The organism is Pseudomonas petroselini, assembly GCF_045037875.1.
GTDB classification, from domain to species: domain Bacteria; phylum Pseudomonadota; class Gammaproteobacteria; order Pseudomonadales; family Pseudomonadaceae; genus Aquipseudomonas; species Aquipseudomonas petroselini.
Genome location: NZ_CP173614.1, coordinates 794,063 through 812,900, shown reverse-complemented (window position 1 = coordinate 812,900; position 18,838 = coordinate 794,063). Strand labels below are relative to the sequence as shown.

Annotated in this window: 16 protein-coding genes; 2 read left to right on the top strand and 14 right to left on the bottom strand. The window is 62.9% G+C overall.

The window, feature by feature from the left end:
• Positions 1 to 200: 200 nt before the first annotated feature.
• From ACI512_RS03850 to ACI512_RS03810, 9 genes are all read right to left on the bottom strand, one after another.
• Positions 201 to 1,697, bottom strand: a complete 1,497-nt coding sequence (locus ACI512_RS03850; protein WP_102059878.1) for a YdgA family protein — start codon at positions 1,695 to 1,697, stop codon at positions 201 to 203.
• Between the two features lie 146 nt (positions 1,698 to 1,843).
• Complete coding sequence (locus tag ACI512_RS03845; protein ID WP_064052477.1) at positions 1,844 to 2,476, bottom strand: hypothetical protein; 633 nt, start codon at positions 2,474 to 2,476, stop codon at positions 1,844 to 1,846.
• An 81-nt stretch (positions 2,477 to 2,557) separates the two neighbouring features.
• On the bottom strand, positions 2,558 to 4,000 hold the full coding sequence (locus tag ACI512_RS03840; protein ID WP_012721579.1) for an efflux transporter outer membrane subunit: 1,443 nt from the start codon (positions 3,998 to 4,000) through the stop codon (positions 2,558 to 2,560).
• Positions 3,997 to 4,887, bottom strand: coding sequence for an efflux RND transporter periplasmic adaptor subunit (locus tag ACI512_RS03835; protein WP_012721578.1), 891 nt, complete (start codon positions 4,885 to 4,887; stop codon positions 3,997 to 3,999). Before ACI512_RS03835 ends, ACI512_RS03840 begins: the two co-directional genes overlap by 4 nt.
• A complete protein-coding gene (locus ACI512_RS03830) occupies positions 4,884 to 5,093 on the bottom strand; it encodes a DUF1656 domain-containing protein (protein WP_012721577.1) in 210 nt (69 codons plus the stop codon). Before ACI512_RS03830 ends, ACI512_RS03835 begins: the two co-directional genes overlap by 4 nt.
• Entirely contained in the window at positions 5,090 to 7,168 is a 2,079-nt protein-coding gene (locus tag ACI512_RS03825) for an FUSC family protein (protein ID WP_046034556.1), read from the bottom strand. The genes ACI512_RS03830 and ACI512_RS03825 overlap by 4 nt, the downstream gene beginning before the upstream one ends.
• A complete protein-coding gene (locus ACI512_RS03820) occupies positions 7,165 to 7,575 on the bottom strand; it encodes a MarR family winged helix-turn-helix transcriptional regulator (RefSeq protein WP_043204616.1) in 411 nt (136 codons plus the stop codon). The genes ACI512_RS03825 and ACI512_RS03820 overlap by 4 nt, the downstream gene beginning before the upstream one ends.
• A 377-nt stretch (positions 7,576 to 7,952) precedes the next feature.
• Positions 7,953 to 8,207, bottom strand: a complete 255-nt coding sequence (locus ACI512_RS03815) for a DUF2789 domain-containing protein (RefSeq protein WP_236379481.1) — start codon at positions 8,205 to 8,207, stop codon at positions 7,953 to 7,955.
• A gap of 33 nt (positions 8,208 to 8,240) precedes the next feature.
• The gene (locus ACI512_RS03810) at positions 8,241 to 9,845 is read right to left on the bottom strand and encodes a glycosyltransferase family 39 protein (protein ID WP_236379479.1); all 1,605 of its coding nucleotides are present in this window, start codon (positions 9,843 to 9,845) and stop codon (positions 8,241 to 8,243) included.
• Between the two features lie 179 nt (positions 9,846 to 10,024).
• Here ACI512_RS03810 and ACI512_RS03805 point away from each other — a divergent pair, with 179 nt between their 5' ends.
• Positions 10,025 to 12,193 (top strand): outer membrane assembly lipoprotein YfiO, encoded by a 2,169-nt coding sequence (locus ACI512_RS03805; RefSeq protein ID WP_236379477.1) that lies wholly within the window; start codon positions 10,025 to 10,027, stop codon positions 12,191 to 12,193.
• Positions 12,190 to 12,894 carry a DUF3142 domain-containing protein gene (locus tag ACI512_RS03800; protein ID WP_236379468.1) on the top strand — a complete coding sequence of 235 codons (705 nt, stop codon included), beginning with the start codon at positions 12,190 to 12,192 and terminating at the stop codon, positions 12,892 to 12,894. The genes ACI512_RS03805 and ACI512_RS03800 overlap by 4 nt, the downstream gene beginning before the upstream one ends.
• A 25-nt stretch (positions 12,895 to 12,919) precedes the next feature.
• On the opposite strand, the gene ACI512_RS03795 is transcribed toward ACI512_RS03800, so the two are convergent.
• From ACI512_RS03795 to ACI512_RS03775, 5 genes are all read right to left on the bottom strand, one after another.
• Positions 12,920 to 14,365: an efflux transporter outer membrane subunit gene (locus ACI512_RS03795; RefSeq protein WP_405121617.1), complete on the bottom strand. Its 1,446-nt coding sequence runs from the start codon at positions 14,363 to 14,365 to the stop codon at positions 12,920 to 12,922.
• Entirely contained in the window at positions 14,362 to 15,420 is a 1,059-nt protein-coding gene (locus ACI512_RS03790) for an HlyD family secretion protein (RefSeq protein WP_250949183.1), read from the bottom strand. The genes ACI512_RS03795 and ACI512_RS03790 overlap by 4 nt, the downstream gene beginning before the upstream one ends.
• Before the next feature lie 15 nt (positions 15,421 to 15,435).
• Positions 15,436 to 16,971 carry an MFS transporter gene (locus ACI512_RS03785; protein WP_236379466.1) on the bottom strand — a complete coding sequence of 512 codons (1,536 nt, stop codon included), beginning with the start codon at positions 16,969 to 16,971 and terminating at the stop codon, positions 15,436 to 15,438.
• 224 nt (positions 16,972 to 17,195) lie between these two features.
• Positions 17,196 to 18,116, bottom strand: coding sequence for a LysR family transcriptional regulator (locus ACI512_RS03780; protein WP_012721567.1), 921 nt, complete (start codon positions 18,114 to 18,116; stop codon positions 17,196 to 17,198).
• Between the two features lie 52 nt (positions 18,117 to 18,168).
• Complete coding sequence (locus ACI512_RS03775; RefSeq protein WP_405121616.1) at positions 18,169 to 18,795, bottom strand: TonB family protein; 627 nt, start codon at positions 18,793 to 18,795, stop codon at positions 18,169 to 18,171.
• Positions 18,796 to 18,838: the final 43 nt, after the last annotated feature.

The window sequence follows — 18,838 nt, the reverse complement described above, 5'->3', positions numbered from 1 at the left end:
ATGAACTATCCCCGACGCCTGTATCGAAATGCACAAATCGGCACAATTGTTCAGAATTGCGCGACAAATCTGAAATACGAATGGGGGAGCGGACTTGCCTGCGATAACGGGTCATACGCCGGCGGGAGCGCCGACAGTTTGACCCGTATCGCGGGCAATCCCGCTCCCCCATTATTTATTTCTGGGCGATGGCGAAATCTTTACTGCGCGCCGCCAACCGCACCGACTTTGGACATCACGAAGCCAATGAATTGCTCAACGGTCATCTTCTGGCCATTGAAGGTCACTTCATTGTTGGCGTAATGCAGCTTGGAGACCACGTCGCTGCCCACCAGGGTCGCCAGCTGCGTGCCGACGGCCATGCCGCTGACCATTTCGCTGGCCATCTGGGATTGCTGCTCGATGGCTTTAGGGTCGGTCACACCGCCGACCTGTGCTTGCAGCGCGGCAACGTCAGCGATCATCGGCTTGGACAGGGTCAGGTTGGCGTCCAGCAGCGAGACCATTTGCTTGCCCAGTTCAACCGGCGGCAGCTCCAGGGTGGTCGGCTTGGCCAGGTCCAGCACCAGGTTGAACTTGCTTTCACCGTGGGTGGTTTTCAGCGACAGGTTTTCCAGCGCCAGGTGCGGCTTGGCGGCCAGCAACTGGTTGACGTTGGCTTGGGCCAGCGCTTGCTCGGCTTCGGTCAGTTGCAGCTCCGGCACCGGTTGGCCGGCGGCGGCAGCGGCTTGCACCGGCTGCATCTTGTCCTGGTACAGCTTGGTCAGCACCAGGCCCGACGGGACATCGATGTTCTTCAAGCTCAGGGCCATGGCGGCGGAACCGACCGGTTTGCCCTGGTAGCCGATCTCGTCGATCTTGTAGTCCACACGGCCGGACATGGTGTTGTCTTTGACTTCACTGGCGTCTTTTTGCTCGAAGCCCTTGAGGGTCAGCACGGCTTTCTGCGGGCCGAAGGTGAGCTTGGCGTCGCTCAGTTCTACGGTGTTCTGCCCGGTGTAGAAGCCGAAAGTGGATTTCTCCAGGTTGCTGGCCACGGTCAGGCCAGCGAGTTCAGCGTCGAATGGCGCGCCATTGGCGTCGATCACGGCCAGCTTGAGGCTGTTCATGTAGCCGTCAACCTTGACCTTCTTGCCTTCGGCGGTGCTGTCAAAATCCAGGTTCAGGCCGGAGAAGTTGACCGAGCCCGTCGCGTCCTTGAACTCCAGCGGCAGCAGTTCGAGATTGCCGTTCACCGAACGGCTGTAGCCGATATTGGCCACGCCTTTGAGCGGCGACAGGTCTTTGGCGGCGGCGAACCATTTCTCGGTGGTGGCGTTCTTTTCCAGTTCGTAGTGACTGGTGGCCATGACCGGCAGCCATTTCAGCGACACCAGGCGCGAGAATGGCAGCGGGCCGTGTTCGATATGGTCGACAATCAGCAGCTCGGGGTTCGGGTTCTGCTCGCCGAAGAACGAGCCCTGGCCTTTGAGGCGGTAATGCGCGGTACTGCTGAACAGGCCACGGTCCAGGGACACCAGCTCCAGGGCAACGGTGCCGTCGATGCCGGCCATGGAACGTTGCAGTTCCTTGTTGGCGTCCTGAACCGCCGTTTGCAACACCGGCTCCAGTTGCTTACCGGTGTACCAGGCACCGCCCGCACTGACGACGCCAACGGCGACAACAAAACCCAAAAGAACGACTGCTGGCTTATTCATGAAGTGACCTGATCAAATCCTGTGAGAAGTGGGCTGTCTTCCTTGAACCCCAAGGGGATTGGCTCAAGCCCGCCGAAAACGGGGGAAGATTAGCACTGGCGGCCACAAACGGCCCAGCCTTTCAGAGGGATCAGTTCAACAGGAGTTCAGGAGTACTCCAGCTCAATTTCATCCAGTTGGTGGTCGAAACTCTTCAAGCGCGCCGTCCAGGTGTACACCAACACCTCAAACTCGCGGTGTATCACGGCATTACCGGGGGTGTCGGTCTTGGGGTCGCAGAAGTCGAGCTGGTAGCGCTCGCGGGCCATCTGGGTGGCCACGTCGGACAATTCCCGCGCGTTATTCAGCCAGTGCCTGCCGTCAGCAACCTGCTGATCAAGCGCCACACATTGTTTTTTCAGGACTTCGAGGCTTTTTTCCAGGGGCGTGCCGGTGAGGTCGCCCATGACTTCCTGGAACGTGCGCCCCGGCTGCCAATAGCTGCCCCAGAAATAGCGGTCGAACACGGTTTCGACCCGACGCAGCGCAACCTTGGTATCCCAGATGGCTACGCGGGTCTTGCCTTGTTCGAGGAGTTTTTTCTTCACCCGTTGATTTTGGTAGGAGGCCCAGGCCACGACGCCGATGGACAGGGTGCCGATCACCAGGCAGGCGCTGTCGAGAAATACCATCGCCTTGTCGAGTTGATGCGCCAGCATGACGCCGTAGAAGTAAGTCGCCGATAACAATACCAGTGCGAAACACACGCACCAGAAAGCGGGAGCATAAGGGTTTTTCATAATTGGAATCCCCATGAGCAAACGCGAGCAGTGTCAGGCGAATCGTCACGGCGATCCGCCTGTCAAAGCATAGCTATTCGCTCAGGGTTTGCCGGGCTGTGACGCTTGCGTTCGTCCGCTTTCCCAGCCACCGCCCAGGGCCAGGAACAGATCGATCTGGCTCATGGCGACCTGGGTGTTGGCCGCCGCCAGTTGCGCGCGCACATCGGTGTAGGTGCGGGTGGCTTGCAGGTCGGCCAGGAAAGACGCGCGACCCGCCTGGAAAAAGCGATGGGTCTGCCCCGCCGCTTCCTTGGCCGACTCGCCCGCTTCAGCCAAGGCGTCGCGGCGTTGCAGCTGCGCGGTGTATTGCGCAAGGCCGGTCTGGGTTTCGCGGATGGCGTTGAGCACCACGCCGTCAAAGTGCGCCAGGGCGCCCTGGGTGGCGGCTTCGGCTTCGTGGATGCGGGCGCGGGCGCCGTTGGTCGGCACTGTCCAACTGATCATCGGGCCAAAGCCCCAGCGATTGGTGGCCGGTGTGCCGAGGTTATCGAGCAGACCGACGGTGCCCACGGTGGCACCGATACTGATATCCGGGTAAAGCGCCCCCGTGGCCACGCCAATACGCGCGGTGGCAGCGGCCAGTTGCCGTTCGGCCTGACGCACGTCGGGACGGCGCTTGAGCAGCGTCGCGCCGTCGCCCACCGGCAACAATTGGGCGATGTGCGGTAATTCGGCGCAAGTGCCGGTGCCCGCCGGCAGTTGGTCCAGCGGCTTGGCGAGCAGCATCGACAGGCGGAACAAGCCGGCCTGGCGCAGCGCCTGGTAGCGCGGCATGTCGGCGCGCAAGGATTTGTATTGAGTCTGCGAGCGCGTCACCTGGGTTTCATCACCGCGCCCGGCGTCACGCAGGCGCTGGGTCAGCTTAGTGCTCTGGGCCTGCAGGTCGAGGGACTCGTTGGCAATCGCCAGCTCTTCATTGGCCGCACAGACCTGGGTGTAGGAGCGCACTACGTCCGCCACCAGGGTGATGCGTGCGATATCGGCGGCGGCTTGCGCGGCGTCCGCACTGGCCTGAGCGCTTTCGATTCCGCGCTGCAGGGTGCCGAACAAATCGAACTGGTAAGAGGTGGTGATGCCCACGCTGCCGATATTGCCCACCGGTACTTTTTCCGACAGCAAAAAGGCCTCACCGGACTCTTGCAGGCGCTGGGCTTCGGCCTTGGCGCCGACGCTCCAGCCTCCGGCAGATTCGGCTTGCTGGGTTTGATAGCGCGCGCGCTGCAAGTTGGCGGCCGCCACGCGCAGGTCGGTGTTGGAGGCCATGGCCTGGCGCACCAGCTCATCCAGGCGCGGGTCCTTGTAGAGTTTCCACCAGTCGGCCGGCACCGGCGCCGAGACCACGTTGTGGCCCTCGCCCGCGAGCTGCCCTTGCAGGTCGCCACGGTTGATGGCGGACTTTTCCGGCAGCGTGTAATCCGGCCCCACGACTTGGCAGGCCGACAGCAACACCCCCAGTGCAGCGGTTGCCAGCAGCTGCTTCATGGCTTGGCTCCGTTGTCGACCTTATCGCCGATGATCGACACCGTCGCCGTGCGCCCGGCGATCATGCGGAAGTCCGCCGGCACATCGTCAAAGGCAATGCGCACCGGAATCCGCTGGGCCAGGCGCACCCAACTGAACGCCGGGTTGACGTTCGGCAACAGGTTGGAGCCGCTGCTGCGGTCGCGGTCTTCGATACCGGCGACGATGCTCTGCACATGGCCGCGCAGACGGGCGTTGTCGCCGATCACACGGATGTCCACGCTCATGCCGACATGGATGCCGTCGAGCTTGGTCTCTTCGAAATAACCGTCGATATGAAAGGAATTGCTGTCCACCACCGACAGCACCGGGCGCCCGGCGGTGACGAACTCCTGCGCGCGCGGCGCACGGTCGTTGACGTAGCCGTCCACCGGGCTGCGGATCACCGAGCGGTCGAGGTTGAGCTGGGCGGAATCCACCGTCACCTGGGCCTCGGCCAAGGCTGACTGGGCGCGGGCGACACGCGACTGGCTTTCTTCCAGCTGCTCGCTGGGCACCAGGTTGCCAAGGCCACGGTTACGCTTGTACTCGCGCTGGGCCTGGGCCAGGGTTTCCTGGCGGTCGGCCACGGCGGCCTGGGCTTGGCGCAGGGCCAGCTTGAAGCGGTCCTGGTCGACAGCAAACAGCACCTGGCCCTTGGTCACCAACTGGTTATCGCGCACGTCCACGCGCTGGATCAGCCCGGAGACGTCCGGGGCGATCTGCACGATGTCGGCCCGGATGTGGCCGTCACGGGTCCAGGGGGCAAACATGTAGTACATGACCATGCGCCACACCACAACGACCGCAAACGTCACGATCAACAGCGTGAGGACTACACGGCCGATGGTCAAAAAAGGTTTTTTCATGTCATCAGGTATCGACTGAGTGAGTCCACCGCGCCCAGCAACAGCGCGTAGAGCCCCACATTGAACAATGCCCGGTGCCAGACCAGGCGATAGAAGTGGACGCGGGTCAATAACCCGTGCACCACCAGGAACAACACATACGTAATGCCCATCAGCACCAGCAGCGTGGGCAGGAACACCCCGCTGATATCCAGATCACCGATCATAAAGGCGCTCCATCAGGCAGCGGCGCTTCCATCTCGGTGCCGCCAATAAATTCCACGCCCGGCAGCAGCGACAGGCGCAGCCCGGCCAGCGCGTGCAGCAGGTGCAGGCGCGTGTCGTGTTCGTCTTGCAGGCCCTGGCCGTTGAGGGCGCGGCGCGTGCGGTCCAGGGTCATCAGCAGACCGCTGGGCGCGGGCAAGCGTTCACCCGCCTTGAGGCAGGCCTTGAAGTAACCCCCCACGCCTTCCACCACTTGGTTGAGCAGCACCCGTGGCACGCCGAGGATGCGCGGCGAGTAGGCCAGCAGGTCGAGCAGGTTCAGCGCCACACGCAAATCGCGCAGGGCGGTGCCGGTGTCCTGGTTGATCAGGGCCAGGCGCGGCAGGTGCTGCATCAGGCGGTCGAGCATTTGCACGGCCATGTGCCGGTGTTCGGCGAGGGTCGCCGGCTCGGTGAGGCTGACGATGTCGCGCCAGCTGAAACGGGTCAGGCGCTTGGCCGCCAATTCAGCGCCGAAGGGCCGCGCGATCAACGTCCACACAAAGGCGAACAGCAGGCCCACCGGCCCCGCCAAGTTGACGTTGGCGAAGTTGAGAAAGTCCGCGTCGTAGGCACCCTGGATGCTGATGAACGACGAGGTATTCACCAGCGTCAGCAGCATGCCCAGGTAAAAGCGCGGCTGCACCGTGAGCGTGCCGATGCAGATAAACGGCACGGCAAACGCCAGCACCAGCATCGGGAAGTCATGCAGGTTGGGCAGCACCAGGAACAGGTACAGGCTGGCGAACAACACCGACATGGCGGTCCAGAAAAAGAACCGGTAAATCTGCGGCGCCGGGTCGTCCATCGTTGCGAAAAAGCTGCAGGCGACGGCGGCCAGGATCACTGCGCTGCCGCCGTCGGTCCAACCGAGCAGGATCCACAGCACCGAGGCGACGATGATCGCGGTGACGGTGGAAAACGCCGAATAGAACATCAGGCCACGGTCGAGGAACGGCGTGAGCCGGCCCAGGCGCCAGTGGCGGTAGACGGCGCGCCAAGTGTCCTGGCTCTCGCACTGGATGGCGGCTTGCAGGCTGCGGCAGTCTTGCCACAAGTCGATCCATTCTCCCAGGCGGTACAGCGCGTTGGAAAACAGCAGCGTGTGACGGTCGTCCAGCGCTTCGCCTTGGGGTTGGGCGGCGTCGACCTGGTCGCGCAGCACGCGCCAGCGCTCAAGAGGCGCGGTGTCGGTAGTCCTTTCCAGCCAGGCGTTGGCGGCTTCCAGCAACGGCGCGAGCTGATCGACAAACTCCGGTGCGCGGTGTTCGATGGCGTACACCGCATCATCCAGGGCATCGATCACCGGCAGCAGGTGAATCATGCGCCCGCGCAATTCCTTGGTATTGCGTACCGTCTGTGGCCGAGCGCCTTCGTGCGGCAATTGGCCGATCATCAATTCAAGGGTGTTGAAAGTGGCGACCATACCGCCGCGCAGTGTGCTGATTTCCTCAGGCTCGACGTTGCGCGTGAGGAAGCGCTGGCTGTAGACCTGCGCGTCGGCAAACCATTTGGCTACCGAGCCATCGAACACCGGCATCAACCGGCGCGGCCAGAACATTGCGCCCACCACCGCTGCGACGGCGATGCCGAGGAAGATTTCTTCAGTGCGCGCTTCGGCCACGTCCCAGACCGCCAGGGGGTTATCCACCACCGGCAAGGCGATCAGCGGCAAGGTGTAGCCGGCCAGCATCAGGGCGTAATTGTTGGCGGTGCGCAGGTGCATGGAGAGGAACAGCAAGGTGCCCGTCCACAGGGCAATCACCACCACCAGCAGGTAGGGCGACTGCACGAACATCGGCACAAAGATCACCGCCGCCGCCGCCCCCATGAACGTGCCGATCGCACGGTAGAGCGCTTTGGAACTGGTAGGGCCGACAAACGGGCTGGACACGATATACACCGTGGCCATCGCCCAATACGGACGCGGCATTTGCATGAGCATGGCGATGTACAGGGCAATCATCGAGGCCGCGAAGGTACGGACCCCGTAGAACCAATCACGGGCGGGCGGGAAACCGGTAAAAAATCCGTTCAAAGCGACGCCGCCTCGAAAGCACGCAGCACACGCAGCGCGGCTTCCAGATCGCTGGGGGCGATATCCGCCAGCACGTCCTTGCGCAGGCGCACCAGTTGCACTTCCACCGCATGCACCAGTTCACGACCGCGCTCGGTGAGGCTCAGGGACTTGGCGCGACGGTCGTGAACGTCTTCGGTACGGCACACGTAGCCGTCGGAACACAGCCGGTCGAGCAGGCGCACCAGCGACGGGCTTTCCATCCCCGACGCCTGGGCCACTTTGACTTGGTGCACCCCGTCGCCCAGACGGCCGATCATCAACAGCGGCACGGCGCAAGCTTCGGAGATGCCATAGCTCACCAGCGTGGTCTGGCAGATTTTGCGCCAGTTACGGGCGCCCACCACCATGCTGCTGCTGAGGTTCATCTGGAGTTGTTCGAGGGATTGAGGCACTGGATAGTTCGCATACAGTTAGTTTGCTAACTATCAATATGGTGGATGGATCCAAATGCGTCAAGTTTTGAAACAATTTTGCGGATGGGTGGTGAGAGTCAGTAAAGCTGGTTTTAGCGTCGGGGTAGGATTTACCGCATACCGAATGTGGGAGGGGGCTTGCTCCCGATTTCGCAGTTTCAGTCAATACAAGGTTGACTGATTGACCGCTATCGGGAGCAAGCCCCCTCCCACATTTAGATCAGTGCTGGCTTCAGGATTGTTGTTCGGCCTGGCCACCAAGCCCGGACCTCAGGAAAAGTTTACTAACGCGGTAAAAGACCGGATTTTTTCAACTTTTGCCCTTTCTGCTAAGTTTTTTGCACCCCTCGCCCACCCCGCAACATCAAATTCAACTCATCCACCACTTCTGCCCAATCTGCATCCTCCAGAATTTCCTCGCGCAAAAACGCCTGCTGGCTGTGCGTCCAGAAGAACGCATCCGACAGTTTCAGCTCCGGCTTGAGGGGCGAATGAGTCGTGACAAACTGCTCGATACTCACCGGGTCATCCGGCAGACCCAGCTGTTTGAACAGTGACGGCAAGCTATGCACGGGCGATTCCATGACGGACTCCTGTTAGAAAAGCGTTAACCCAGTCTAGCGGCAGCCCTCGGGTTGCGCCGACGGCACGTTGCACAACACGAACAACCGCGCCCTCGCGCCGCCGCCATCCTGGCGACTGAGTTCGCGCCAGCCTTGGGGCAGCGGGGCGAAGTCGTCCGGGGCTTCGTTGCTGCTTATCAGCCACACGCGGCGGGTTTCGGCGGGCAGTGCCGACAGGCGGTCGAGGTAGATGCGTCCACCGTCCTGGTCCACCAGGGTGCCGAAGCCGTAGGCATTCGGCCGCGTGGGCGTGCCGTCCGGTTTGGGCGGGGTGTAGAGCTGCAATTGAGCGTCGGTCTGGTCGTAATACACGTAGCTGAGGTACCACATCATGTCGCTGAGGACGATGCGGTCGTCTTCCTGGTAATTGCGGTTGACGAACTCCACCGGCACGTTGAACTGGTCGTGCTCATCCACGGTGAAATTGTTCTTCAGCCCCACCAGTTCCACGCCGACAAACAGGACGAACAACGCCGCCCCCAGCAGTGCAAATCGTGATGGCAGGCGGTCGATGGCCATCGCCCAAAGGATCGGCAAGCCCAGGGCATACACCGTCAGGTAGCGTTCGATAAACACCGGGGAAATAAACGACACGCCGTAGACCAGTAACAACGGCAGCAAGAAAAACAGCGCCAGCAGGCGGGCCGGTCGATGACGCTCGCGATCACGCCAGGCCGTGATGACGACGACAGCCACCAGCAACAGCGGAAACAGCCAGAACAGCGGTGCCCAGAAGCCAACGCCTTCATCCTGCAGCACGAATTGCCAGATCATCGAGGGCAGGGAGAACAGGTTGACCGGTTCTTCCCAGCCGATGTCGCCCCCCACCTTGAGCTGGTCGACGTGCTGTACCAGGTCCAGCAGGTTCGGCAGCCACGGCAGGTACACCAGCACAATCGTTGTGTTCGCCACCCACCAGGCCGGGCGCGTGATCAGGCGTTGGCCTCGCGGCGCCGTGCCACCCAGCACGCCCAGGTAAGCCCAATGCACCAGCACGCACAACGCAGTGAAGTAATGGGTGTAGAAACCGGCACTCATCAATATGACATAGGCCGCCAGATAGCGCGTGCGCTCGGGTTGGCGCACCCAGTACACCAGCGCCAGCGTGGCGCCCAGCAACCACACCCCCAGCAGCGAATACATGCGCACTTCCTGGCTGTAACGCACCGCTGTCGGCAACAGCGCCAGCAGGATCCCCGCCAGTACCGCCGCCCGGCGCGTGGACAGTTGCCGGGTCAGCCAGACGCCCAGGCCCACGACCACCACACCGGGAATGGCGCTCATGCCGCGTATCGACCAGATACTGTCGCCGAACAGCTCGATCCAGCCGCGCAGCAGGAAAAAATACAGCGGCGGATGCACGTCGTGCGCCGCGTGGAACCACAGGTCGGCCAAGGCGTATTCGCTGAGCAGCAGGCTCGAGCCTTCGTCGCCCCAGATCGCCGCCGCCGTCAGGTTGTAAAAACGCAGAATCATAGCCAGCGCCAGGATCGGCACCCACCAGAGTCGGCTGATCCAACCGGCGCCTTCCCACGTCAGGCGGTTGAGTACGGGTAACGTCCCGACCTTTTCGTTTTGTTCTACCACAGACCGACGCACCTCGATTCCCCTACCACTGCCTTGATTGCCCACGCGTAAACACCGCCACTCTAGGACAAAAGATCCAGGCTGGCTGCTGGAATCGGACAAATCAGCAAATTGTGCAGGGCGTCTCCGAAGCAACCGTAGGAACACGCTATTATTGCCCCCCTCCACGGACTCAGGATCAAGGACACGTCATGCGCATCGGTTTTCTGTCACCCCTGGCACTGGCACTGCTCGCAGGCCTTTCCCAACACGCCCAGGCCAGCTCCGACGACTCGTGCTACCCCGACTGGCGGGTGGCACGTGACAGCCTCGACGCGTGCAGCAACCTGCCCTTCCTCAGCCCGGGCAACGACAGCCGCGTCAATCTGCGCCTGTTGCTGGCCGACAAAAAGGCAGCGCCGTTAGCGCCCAACGCCTTGAGCGAAGATGACCTGTCCCAGGGCTTTGGCCCGGTGCCCTTCCCGGTCTATCGCCTGGCGCCGATTCCCAGCACAAACGAAGAACCCGACAACGCCCCGGACGACTCACGTACCGCCGAACTCGACACACTGCTGCAGCCCTTGGGCATCAAGCGCGACGAGTACAAAACCGCTGGCGAAGCATTCCTCAATGGCGAAGGCAGCCGCTGCCGCAGCAACGACGATGACAGCGCCACCGCGTTTATCCGCCAGGTGATCAAGGCCGACATGCCGGCGGCCGAACGCGAGCTGTTGGTAAAGGCGCGCTTGCAGCTGCTGACGGCCTGTTCGTGGGAGGGCCAGGTGGTGGACGCCCAGCAGATCCAGTCCAGCGAAGGCCAACTGTTGCGCACTTACCTGCAAGCCGCGGCCGACTTCTACAGTGGTCGCTTCAGTGACGCCGAACGGGGGTTTGCCGCCGCCAGCAGCAGCAACGTGCCGTGGCTGACGGAAACCGCGCTGTACATGACCGCGCGTACCTCACTGAACCAGGCCCAGGCCGAAGCCTTCGACGAATACGGCATGCCGCGCCTCGATCATGTGGATAAGTCAGCCCTGAGCGAGGCTGAGGAAGGTTTCCTCAACTACCTGAAAACTTATCCACAGGGCGACTACGTCGCTTCCGCCCGAGGCCTGTTGCGCCGGGTCTATTGGTTGGCGGGTGACAACACCAAACTCGCCGAGGCCTACGCCTGGGCGATGACCCAGGCCACTGACGCGCAGCGCAATGTGTCGGTGGATGAATTGGTGGAGGAAGCTGACCTCAAGCTGTTGATGGTCAACAGCGAGACCGTCACCACACCGATGATCCAGTTTGTCAGTGACCTGATGGTGATGCGCGGCGGCAACCAGCCGGCCCTCTCCCGCGCCGACCTGGAGAAGCAAAAAGCCGCATTCGCCAATGCGCCGGAACTGCATGACTACCTGCTGGCGGTCAATGCGCTGTACAGCGAGCATCAACCGGACGCCGCCTTGAAGCTATTGCCCCAAACCGTACCGTCGAGCCTGAATTACTTCGCCTTCAGCCAGCAAACCCTGCGCGCCCTCGCCCTGGAAGCCAAGCAAGACTGGAAAGGTGCCGAAGCGCTCTGGCTGCAACTGCTGCCGCTGGCGAAACTGCCGCTGCAACGCGACCAGTTGGAATTGGCACTGGCCATGAACTACGAGCGCAGCGGCCAGTTGGCCAAGGTATTCGCCGCCGACTCGCCGATCAGCGCCAAGCCGGTGCGCTACATCCTGCTGCGCAACGTTGCAGGTCCTGAGTTGCTGCGCCAGCAGATCGCCCAGGCCAGCGACCCGCTGGAACGCCAGACCGCACAATTCGTGCTGCTCTACAAAGACCTGCTGCGCGGCCAGTTCGCGACCTTTGCCGAGGACCTCAAGCAACTGCCCGCCCAGCCTTCGGAAGACAAACTGGGCACCAGCCTGGGCTACGTCTACAGCGCCGGCCAGACCTTGAAGCTGTTTCAGTGGAATGGCGACAAAGCCGAATCCGGCTACGCCTGCCCGAGCATTGCGCAAACCGCCGCAACCTTGCAGGGCGATGCTAAAAACCCACAGGGCCTGAACTGTCTGGGTGAGTTCATCCTGCGCAACGGCCTGGACGGCATGCCACTGGAACAGGCACGCGCCGCCGGCAGCCTGGGCAGCACTGCGTCGGACTTCAAGGGAGAAACCTTCTCGCGCCTGGACGGCTACAAACAGGTGATCGGCAACGCCAAGGCGCCTAAGAATGATCGCGCCTATGCGCTGTTTCGCGCCATCAACTGCTATGGGCCGTCGGGCTACAACAGTTGCGGCGGCGTTGATGTGGAGCCGGCCGTGCGCAAGGCGTGGTTCCGTCAGTTGAAAACCGGCTTCGCCGACACCCAGTGGGGCAAGTCCCTGCAGTACTACTGGTGAAGCACCTGTGGCTAGGCTTGCTGTTACTGGCAAACCCGGCCTTCGGCGCTGTTGACGCCCGTGACTATGACGCCTTCTGGCTGTGGAGTGGCGTCACCCCTCAACCGGTGCTCAAGCAGGCCAAGACCCTGTATATCCTCCAGGGCCAGATCAACGCCACCCGCCGCGCGCCGGGCCGTGGCGTGCAGATGATCGCCCAAGGCATCAGCGTGCCACGCCTCACCCAGGGCGACATCTGGATCGTCTACCGCGCCCACACCCTGCGCTGGCCGGAACCGGTCTACACACAACTGCTCGGGCAAGTGCAACGCTGGCGCGATGCGGGCAACCCGGTGGTCGGTATACAGATCGACTTCGATGCGCGTACCCAATACCTGCACGAATACGCCGAGTTCCTGCGCGACCTGCGCCAGCGTTTGCCTGCCGAGTTGCGCCTGAGCATCACCGGCTTGATGGACTGGAGCAGCAACGCCGACCCGGCGGCCATCGCCCAGCTCAAGGGCGTGGTGGATGAAGTGGTGGTGCAGACGTACCAAGGCCGCCACAGCATCCCGGATTACGCGGCGTACTTGCCACGCATGGATCGGCTGGGGCTGCCGTTCAAGATTGGCTTGATTCAGCGCGGAGAGTGGCAAGCGCCGGGGTATCTGAAGGACAGCGAATGGTTTCGAGGCTACGTGGTGTTTTTGCAAAACCCTTGATGCGTTCAATCTGTAGCTTTGCCGTTCAGCGCCCAGCGGTTTGCAGCGGATACACCGATTCCCAGCCGCCGCCCAACGCTTTGTACAGGCCAACCATGGCCAGGGACACGCCGGTCGAGCTTTCCACCCACTGCTCCTGCGTCGCCAGCAGCGCGCTCTGCACAGTGAGCACGTTGACGAAATCCACCACGCCTTCCACGTACTGCTGCTGCGCGGTGCTCAGGGCAATCTGGTTCTGCCGCACGGCTTCGGCGAGGCTGTCGCGGCGCAGTTGGCTGGCGTTGTAGCGGGTCAACTGGTCGTCGATCTCATGCCAGGCCCGCAGCACGGTTTGCTGGTACGCGAGCGCCGCTTCCTGTTGTTGGGCTTCGCGCAGGTTCACCATACCTTGCAGGCGCCCGCCGTTGAACAGCGGCAAGCTGAACTGCGGCCCGAAGGCAAAAGCGCGGGAGCCCCAGGAACCGAGATCCGAGAGTTGCATGGCCTGGGAGCCGAGGCTGCCGGACAAGGTGATGCGCGGGTAGAAGTCGCCTTTGGCAACGCCGATGCTGGCGGTGGCGGCGTGCAGACGGGCTTCGGCCTGGCTGATGTCCGGGCGGCGCTCGGCCAGTTCCGACGGCAGGCCAATCGCAACCTGGCGCTGGGTTTGCGGCACGGCGGCGTCCTTGGACAACTGCGCGTGAAGGGCCTGCGGCGGCTCGCCCATCAACAGGCTGAGGGCATTGATCAGTTGGTCCTGACGCTGTTGCAGATCCGGCAGACGCGCTTCGATGGCCGCGACCTGGGCGGCGGCTTCGGCGACGTCCAGGTCGGTCGCCACGCCGTCGGCCAGGCGCAACTGTGACAGCTTGAGGCTGTGACGGGCGACGTCGAGGTTCTGCTTGGTGACGGCGCGGGTGTTCTGTACGCCGCGCAGCTGGATGTAGTCCTGGGCGGTCTCGGCGAGTACCGACAACAGCACAGCGCGGCGGTCGTCTTCGGCGACTTGCAGGGTGGCGTCAGCGGCTTCGGTTTCGCGTTTCACACGGCCCCAGAAGTCCAACTCCCAAGAGGCAGAAAAGCCCATGTCCCACTGGTTGAACGCCGAACGACCGTTATTGCCGGACGGGTCGCTTAGGCCTTTGCCGCTGTTGCGTTGGCGCAGGTAATCAGCGTTGGCGCTGAGGTTGGGATAACGATCGGCTGTGGTCACCTGGCGTACGGCACGGCTTTGTTGCAGGCGACTGCTGGCCAGTTTCAGGTCAAGGTTATCGGTGAGCGCGCGACGGGTGAGGGCCGAGAGTTGCGCGTCGTGAAACACATCCCACCAGCGCTCCTGCAAGGGATCGCTGACGGCACGGCTGGTCGCCTGACGACCCTGGGGCTCGTTCCATTGCGACACTGGCAGGCTCTGGGGCTTGTGGAAGTCCGGGCCGACCGTGCAGGCACTCAGGCTGATAAGGCTCAAGGTGAGCCAGGCAATTCGCTTCATTGCTGGGCCACCTCACGCTGCTGCGCAACGGGCTGGGTGTCGACGCTGGCTTCCACCGACATGCCGACCCGCAGGCGTTCGGTGAGTGCCTGGTTGGGTTCGAGGACGATCTTCACCGGAATCCGCTGCACGACCTTGGTGAAGTTGCCGGTGGCGTTGTCGGGTTTGATCGAGGCGAACGTCACGCCCGTCGCAGGCGCGAGGCTTTCCAGATGGCCGTTGAGCAACTCACCGTCGAGGCTGTCGACGCGCACCTGCACGGCCTGGCCGGCGTGCATATGGGAAAGCTGGGTTTCCTGGAAGTTGGCCACCACGTACGCCTCTTCCAGCGGCACCACCGCGAGGATCTTGCTGCCCGGCGTCACATACGCGCCAACGCGCACCGCACGTTCGCCGACCATGCCATCCACCGGCGCGACGATGCGCGTGTAGGACAGTTGATAACTGGCCAATTCCAGCGCGGCCTGGGCACGCTTGAGCCCACCTTCGGCGGCATCGCGCTGGGCGGTGAGGATCTCCACTTGCTTGCGTTCGGCCGCCAGCACCGCCGTCGCGTTCGCCAGGCGCGCGGTGGCCTGGTCGATGCGGGTCTTGGCTTGCTGGGCGTTCTGCACGGTGCCGGCGCCGACACCGGCGAGGTGGTTGTAGCGATTGAGTTCGTGTTCGGCAAAAGCCACTTCGGCGCGGTCCGCTGCGACGGTGGCCTGGGCCTGGGCGATCACCGAGCTTTGGCGCTCGAGGGTGGCGGTGGCATTTTTCAGTTGGGCCTGGGCGACCAACGTATCAGCGTCGGCAGCCTGGGCGGCGGCGCGGAAATCGCGGTCGTCGATCAGCGCCAACAGTTGCCCGGCCTTGACGCGCTGGTTGTCCTCCACCAGCACCTCTTTGATGAAGCCCGCCACGCGCGGCGCCACCAGGGTGAAGTCAGCGGCGACGAAGGCGTCGTAGGTGGTCTGGCGCTTGCTGCCGAGCACGCCCGGCGCGACCAGGTACACCAGCACGCCGACGGCGAATACCGCGATAACGGAGACGGCAATTTTGTCTTTGCGTTTCATGAGCAGTCCTTTCAATCAAGTCGGTGCACGAGGCGGGAAAATCCGCGTGGGCATCCAGAAAATCAGCAGGATCAACGCCGCCGCGACTGCGGCCATGACGTAATAGAGATCCGAAGAGGTCAGCACCACGGCCTGCTCGTGCAGACGGTGCGCCAAGCCCGGCGCGTCGCCGTCGGCCAGGGGTGAGTTGCCCAGGCGGTCCACCAGCAGGGTCGAGTGGAAGTGCAGGCGCTGGGTGGTCAAAGTGTCGAGCACGCCGGTGGCAATCACGGCGGCCAGGCCTTTGATGGTGTTGAACCAGGCCGAGGCGAACGGGCCGTCCGTTGGCTGGATGCTGCCGGTGGAGAGCATCAGCAGCGGCAACACGGCCATCGGTTGTCCGAAAATTTGCAGCAGGTACAGGCCGTAGAAGTCATCGCGAATCCAGGCCGAGGTCAGGTGCGCACTGCCCACGCAGCACAGCACCAGCATCCCCAGGCCGATCCCGAGCACCCAGCGGCAATCGACCCAGCGCAGGTTGCACAGCGCCGCCACCAGCGGCAGCGCGATCAATTGCGGGATCGCCATCAACAGCATCACCGGCGCGGTTTGCAGCGGACGGTACCCCTGGACCTGGGCGAGAAAACTCGACGGGATGATGATCACCGAGGTCAGCACCATCAGCACGCCCGCCAACACAATCAGGGCGAACGACAGGTTGCGCAGCCCGAGCATCTGCAATTTGAAAAACGGCATCGGGTGCGACCACTCGTTCACCATGAACAGCACCAACAACACGCTGCCACCCGACAGCAGGAAGGTGATCAGGCCCGACTCGAACCAGTCCAGGCGATTGCCTTGCAGGATGCCAATCACCAGCATGCAGATCGCCGGGAAGCCCAGCAGCAGGCCGCGCCAGTTGAACTGCTTGAAGCGCTCCAGGCGCAGCGAGTCCTGCGGCAGCCCGTAGGCCACGGCGGCCATCGCCAGCAGACACGGCGCAACGATCTGCCAGAACGCCCACTGCCAGCCGACGTACTCGGTCCACAGCGCCGCCAGCGGCGTGCCCAGGCTCGGGCCGAAGGTGGCGGTGAGGGCATAGCCGGCCAGGCCGTACAGCTTGACGTTGGCCGGCAGGAAGCGCAGCGCCACGGTCATCAGCATCGGCGGCAGCGCACCACCGGCCAGGCCTTGCACGGTGCGTAGCAGCAGCAGGCTTTCGTAGTTCGGCGCGAACGGGCACAGGATCCCCAGCACCGTAAATACTCCGATCGCCCAGAGGGTGAAGCGGCGCAGGGAAAAAGTCACCGAACACCAGGGTGCAAAGGCCATGGCTGATACCGAGGTGGCGGTGTAGGCCGCGACCAGCCAGGTGCCTTCGTCAAACCCGATGTACAGCGCCCCGCGAATATCGGCGAGGGCCACTTTGGTGACCATCTCGTTGAGACCGGAGACCAGCACCGCCAGCAACACGCCGACCAGCCCGATGATGATGCGCGGGCCGAACACGGGCGGGGTCATGGCAGTGGGCTTGGCTGCGGCCGCAAGGGTGGGTGCAGCGAGGGACGTCATGAACAAGTAGCTCGAATGATAGATACCCGAGCAGTTTAATCAGGCACAAACATGACAAAAAGGTACTTGTTGGCAGTGTGTAACTGCACCAGACGCAACAATCACGATAAACACCAACCTCTGTGGGAGCTGGCTTGCCGGCGATAGCGGTGGGTCAGTGATCCATTTGGAACAGTCAGACCGCAATCGCAGGCAAGCCAGCTCCCACATTCACCGAGTTCACTTCAGGCCGGCTGGGCTTCGAGCCACGTGGCGTGGCAGCTCTCGCGCAGGGTTTCGCGCAGCCATTTGTGGGCGGGGTCTTTGTCGAATCGCGGGTGCCAGGATTGGGCCAATACCAGCGTCGGCAGCGAGATAGGCAGGGCGAACGCGCGCAGTGGCAGCTTCAGGCGATTGGCACTCAACAGCGCCTCCTTAGGCACCGGCAGGATCAGGTCGGAGTCGGGCAGCATGAACATCGCACCGTGAAAGCCTGGGGCGATCATCGCCACGCGGCGCTCCAGGCCCTGGGCATTCAGCGCGGTATCGATCGGCCCCCGCGCGATGCCGCGCCGCGAGATGCTGATATGGGAATAACTGGCGAAACGTGCGGCGGTGATTTCTTCGTCGAACAACGGGTGGTCTTCCCGCGCCAGGCCGACGAAGGTGGTGGAGAACAGGTTCTGCACCTTCACCTCGGGGCTGGCCGGCATGGTGTTGCTCACGCGTAAATCCAGGCGCCCTTCGCGCAGGGCCTCGTCATCGGTGTCGCCTTCGGGCACGAAGCACAGCTCGCACAGGGGCGCCAGGCGCTCCATGGTGTCGAACAGCCGCCCGCCGTATACGCCGATAAAGAAGTCATTGGCGCGCACGCTGAAGCGGCGGCGCAAGGTGCTCAGATCCACTTGGTCCGCCGAGCGGAACAGCAGCGCCGCCTGCTCGACGACGTTGCGCACCTGGCCTTGCAGCTGCAGCGCCTTAGGCGTGGGCACCAGGCCGCGACCGGCGCGCACCAGGATCGGGTCGCCCACCGCTTCGCGAATACGCGTCAGGGTGCGGCTCATGGCCGCCGGGCTGAGGTTCATGCGGCGCGCGGCGCCAACCACACTGCCCTCGTCGAGCAACGCGTCGAGTGCGACCAGCAGGTTCATGTCCGGTAGTTGCATGCCAAGCACTCGTGATCAACGGGGCGTGAATTGAGCGCAATCGTAGCAGGCTTTACAGGTAAGGCTTCAGGTTGCGGGGCAGGTAGTCCGCAAAGGCGGCTTTGGGATGGGCCTGGCATTTGCGCACGATGTCCGGCAGTGCATTTTCCAGTTCGTCGGCGCGAGTCAGGCCTTCGTTGTAGTCGCTCTTACCGCTCAGCGCCGGGAACATCACCGCGACTCGGGTAATGGCAAAGCTCTTCATTGCGATCAAGGGGCGCGTGGGATGTTCGCGACGGAACTGGCTGACTTCTTCGGTCAGCGCGCTGCAGGATTGGTAGGTGGTCTGGGTAAAGGTCAGTTGAGTGGTTTCCTTTCTCACCGGTTCGGGTGTGAACACCATATCGTTTTGCGCCTGGAGCACTGCGGGCCGATCAGCCTCTACCGTCCAGGGCTTGAAACGCCATAGCGTGGCCGCCGCCACGGCGGCTTCACCAAACGCCGGCTTGGTGGCGCTGAGCGCTTTGACGTCGCTGACCGTACCATCGTTATGAATGTTCAGGCTGATGCGTGCGTGCCCCTGGGTGGCTATCAGGTGGCTGGGGTACAGCGGCTTGGGCATGGTGACCACTTCAGGCACGAATTCCGCCAGAACCGAAGTCGACAAACACAAAGCCGCCGCCAACACAAAAAATCGCATCGTCGTAAATCCTTTTACCGGGCACACCTGACGCCAGGGCGAC

What these genes read in the sequence shown, in the direction of transcription:
- ACI512_RS03790 (WP_250949183.1), bottom strand. Translation starts at nt 15,420, where the DNA reads ATGAAACGCAAAGACAAAATTGCCGTCTCCGTTATCGCGGTATTCGCC.
- ACI512_RS03835 (WP_012721578.1), bottom strand. Translation starts at nt 4,887, where the DNA reads ATGAAAAAACCTTTTTTGACCATCGGCCGTGTAGTCCTCACGCTGTTG.
- ACI512_RS03785 (WP_236379466.1), bottom strand. Translation starts at nt 16,971, where the DNA reads ATGACGTCCCTCGCTGCACCCACCCTTGCGGCCGCAGCCAAGCCCACT.
- ACI512_RS03845 (WP_064052477.1), bottom strand. Translation starts at nt 2,476, where the DNA reads ATGAAAAACCCTTATGCTCCCGCTTTCTGGTGCGTGTGTTTCGCACTG.
- ACI512_RS03780 (WP_012721567.1), bottom strand. Translation starts at nt 18,116, where the DNA reads ATGCAACTACCGGACATGAACCTGCTGGTCGCACTCGACGCGTTGCTC.
- ACI512_RS03850 (WP_102059878.1), bottom strand. Translation starts at nt 1,697, where the DNA reads ATGAATAAGCCAGCAGTCGTTCTTTTGGGTTTTGTTGTCGCCGTTGGC.
- ACI512_RS03795 (WP_405121617.1), bottom strand. Translation starts at nt 14,365, where the DNA reads ATGAAGCGAATTGCCTGGCTCACCTTGAGCCTTATCAGCCTGAGTGCC.
- ACI512_RS03830 (WP_012721577.1), bottom strand. Translation starts at nt 5,093, where the DNA reads ATGATCGGTGATCTGGATATCAGCGGGGTGTTCCTGCCCACGCTGCTG.
- ACI512_RS03820 (WP_043204616.1), bottom strand. Translation starts at nt 7,575, where the DNA reads ATGAACCTCAGCAGCAGCATGGTGGTGGGCGCCCGTAACTGGCGCAAA.
- ACI512_RS03840 (WP_012721579.1), bottom strand. Translation starts at nt 4,000, where the DNA reads ATGAAGCAGCTGCTGGCAACCGCTGCACTGGGGGTGTTGCTGTCGGCC.
- ACI512_RS03815 (WP_236379481.1), bottom strand. Translation starts at nt 8,207, where the DNA reads ATGGAATCGCCCGTGCATAGCTTGCCGTCACTGTTCAAACAGCTGGGT.
- ACI512_RS03775 (WP_405121616.1), bottom strand. Translation starts at nt 18,795, where the DNA reads ATGCGATTTTTTGTGTTGGCGGCGGCTTTGTGTTTGTCGACTTCGGTT.
- ACI512_RS03805 (WP_236379477.1), top strand. Translation starts at nt 10,025, where the DNA reads ATGCGCATCGGTTTTCTGTCACCCCTGGCACTGGCACTGCTCGCAGGC.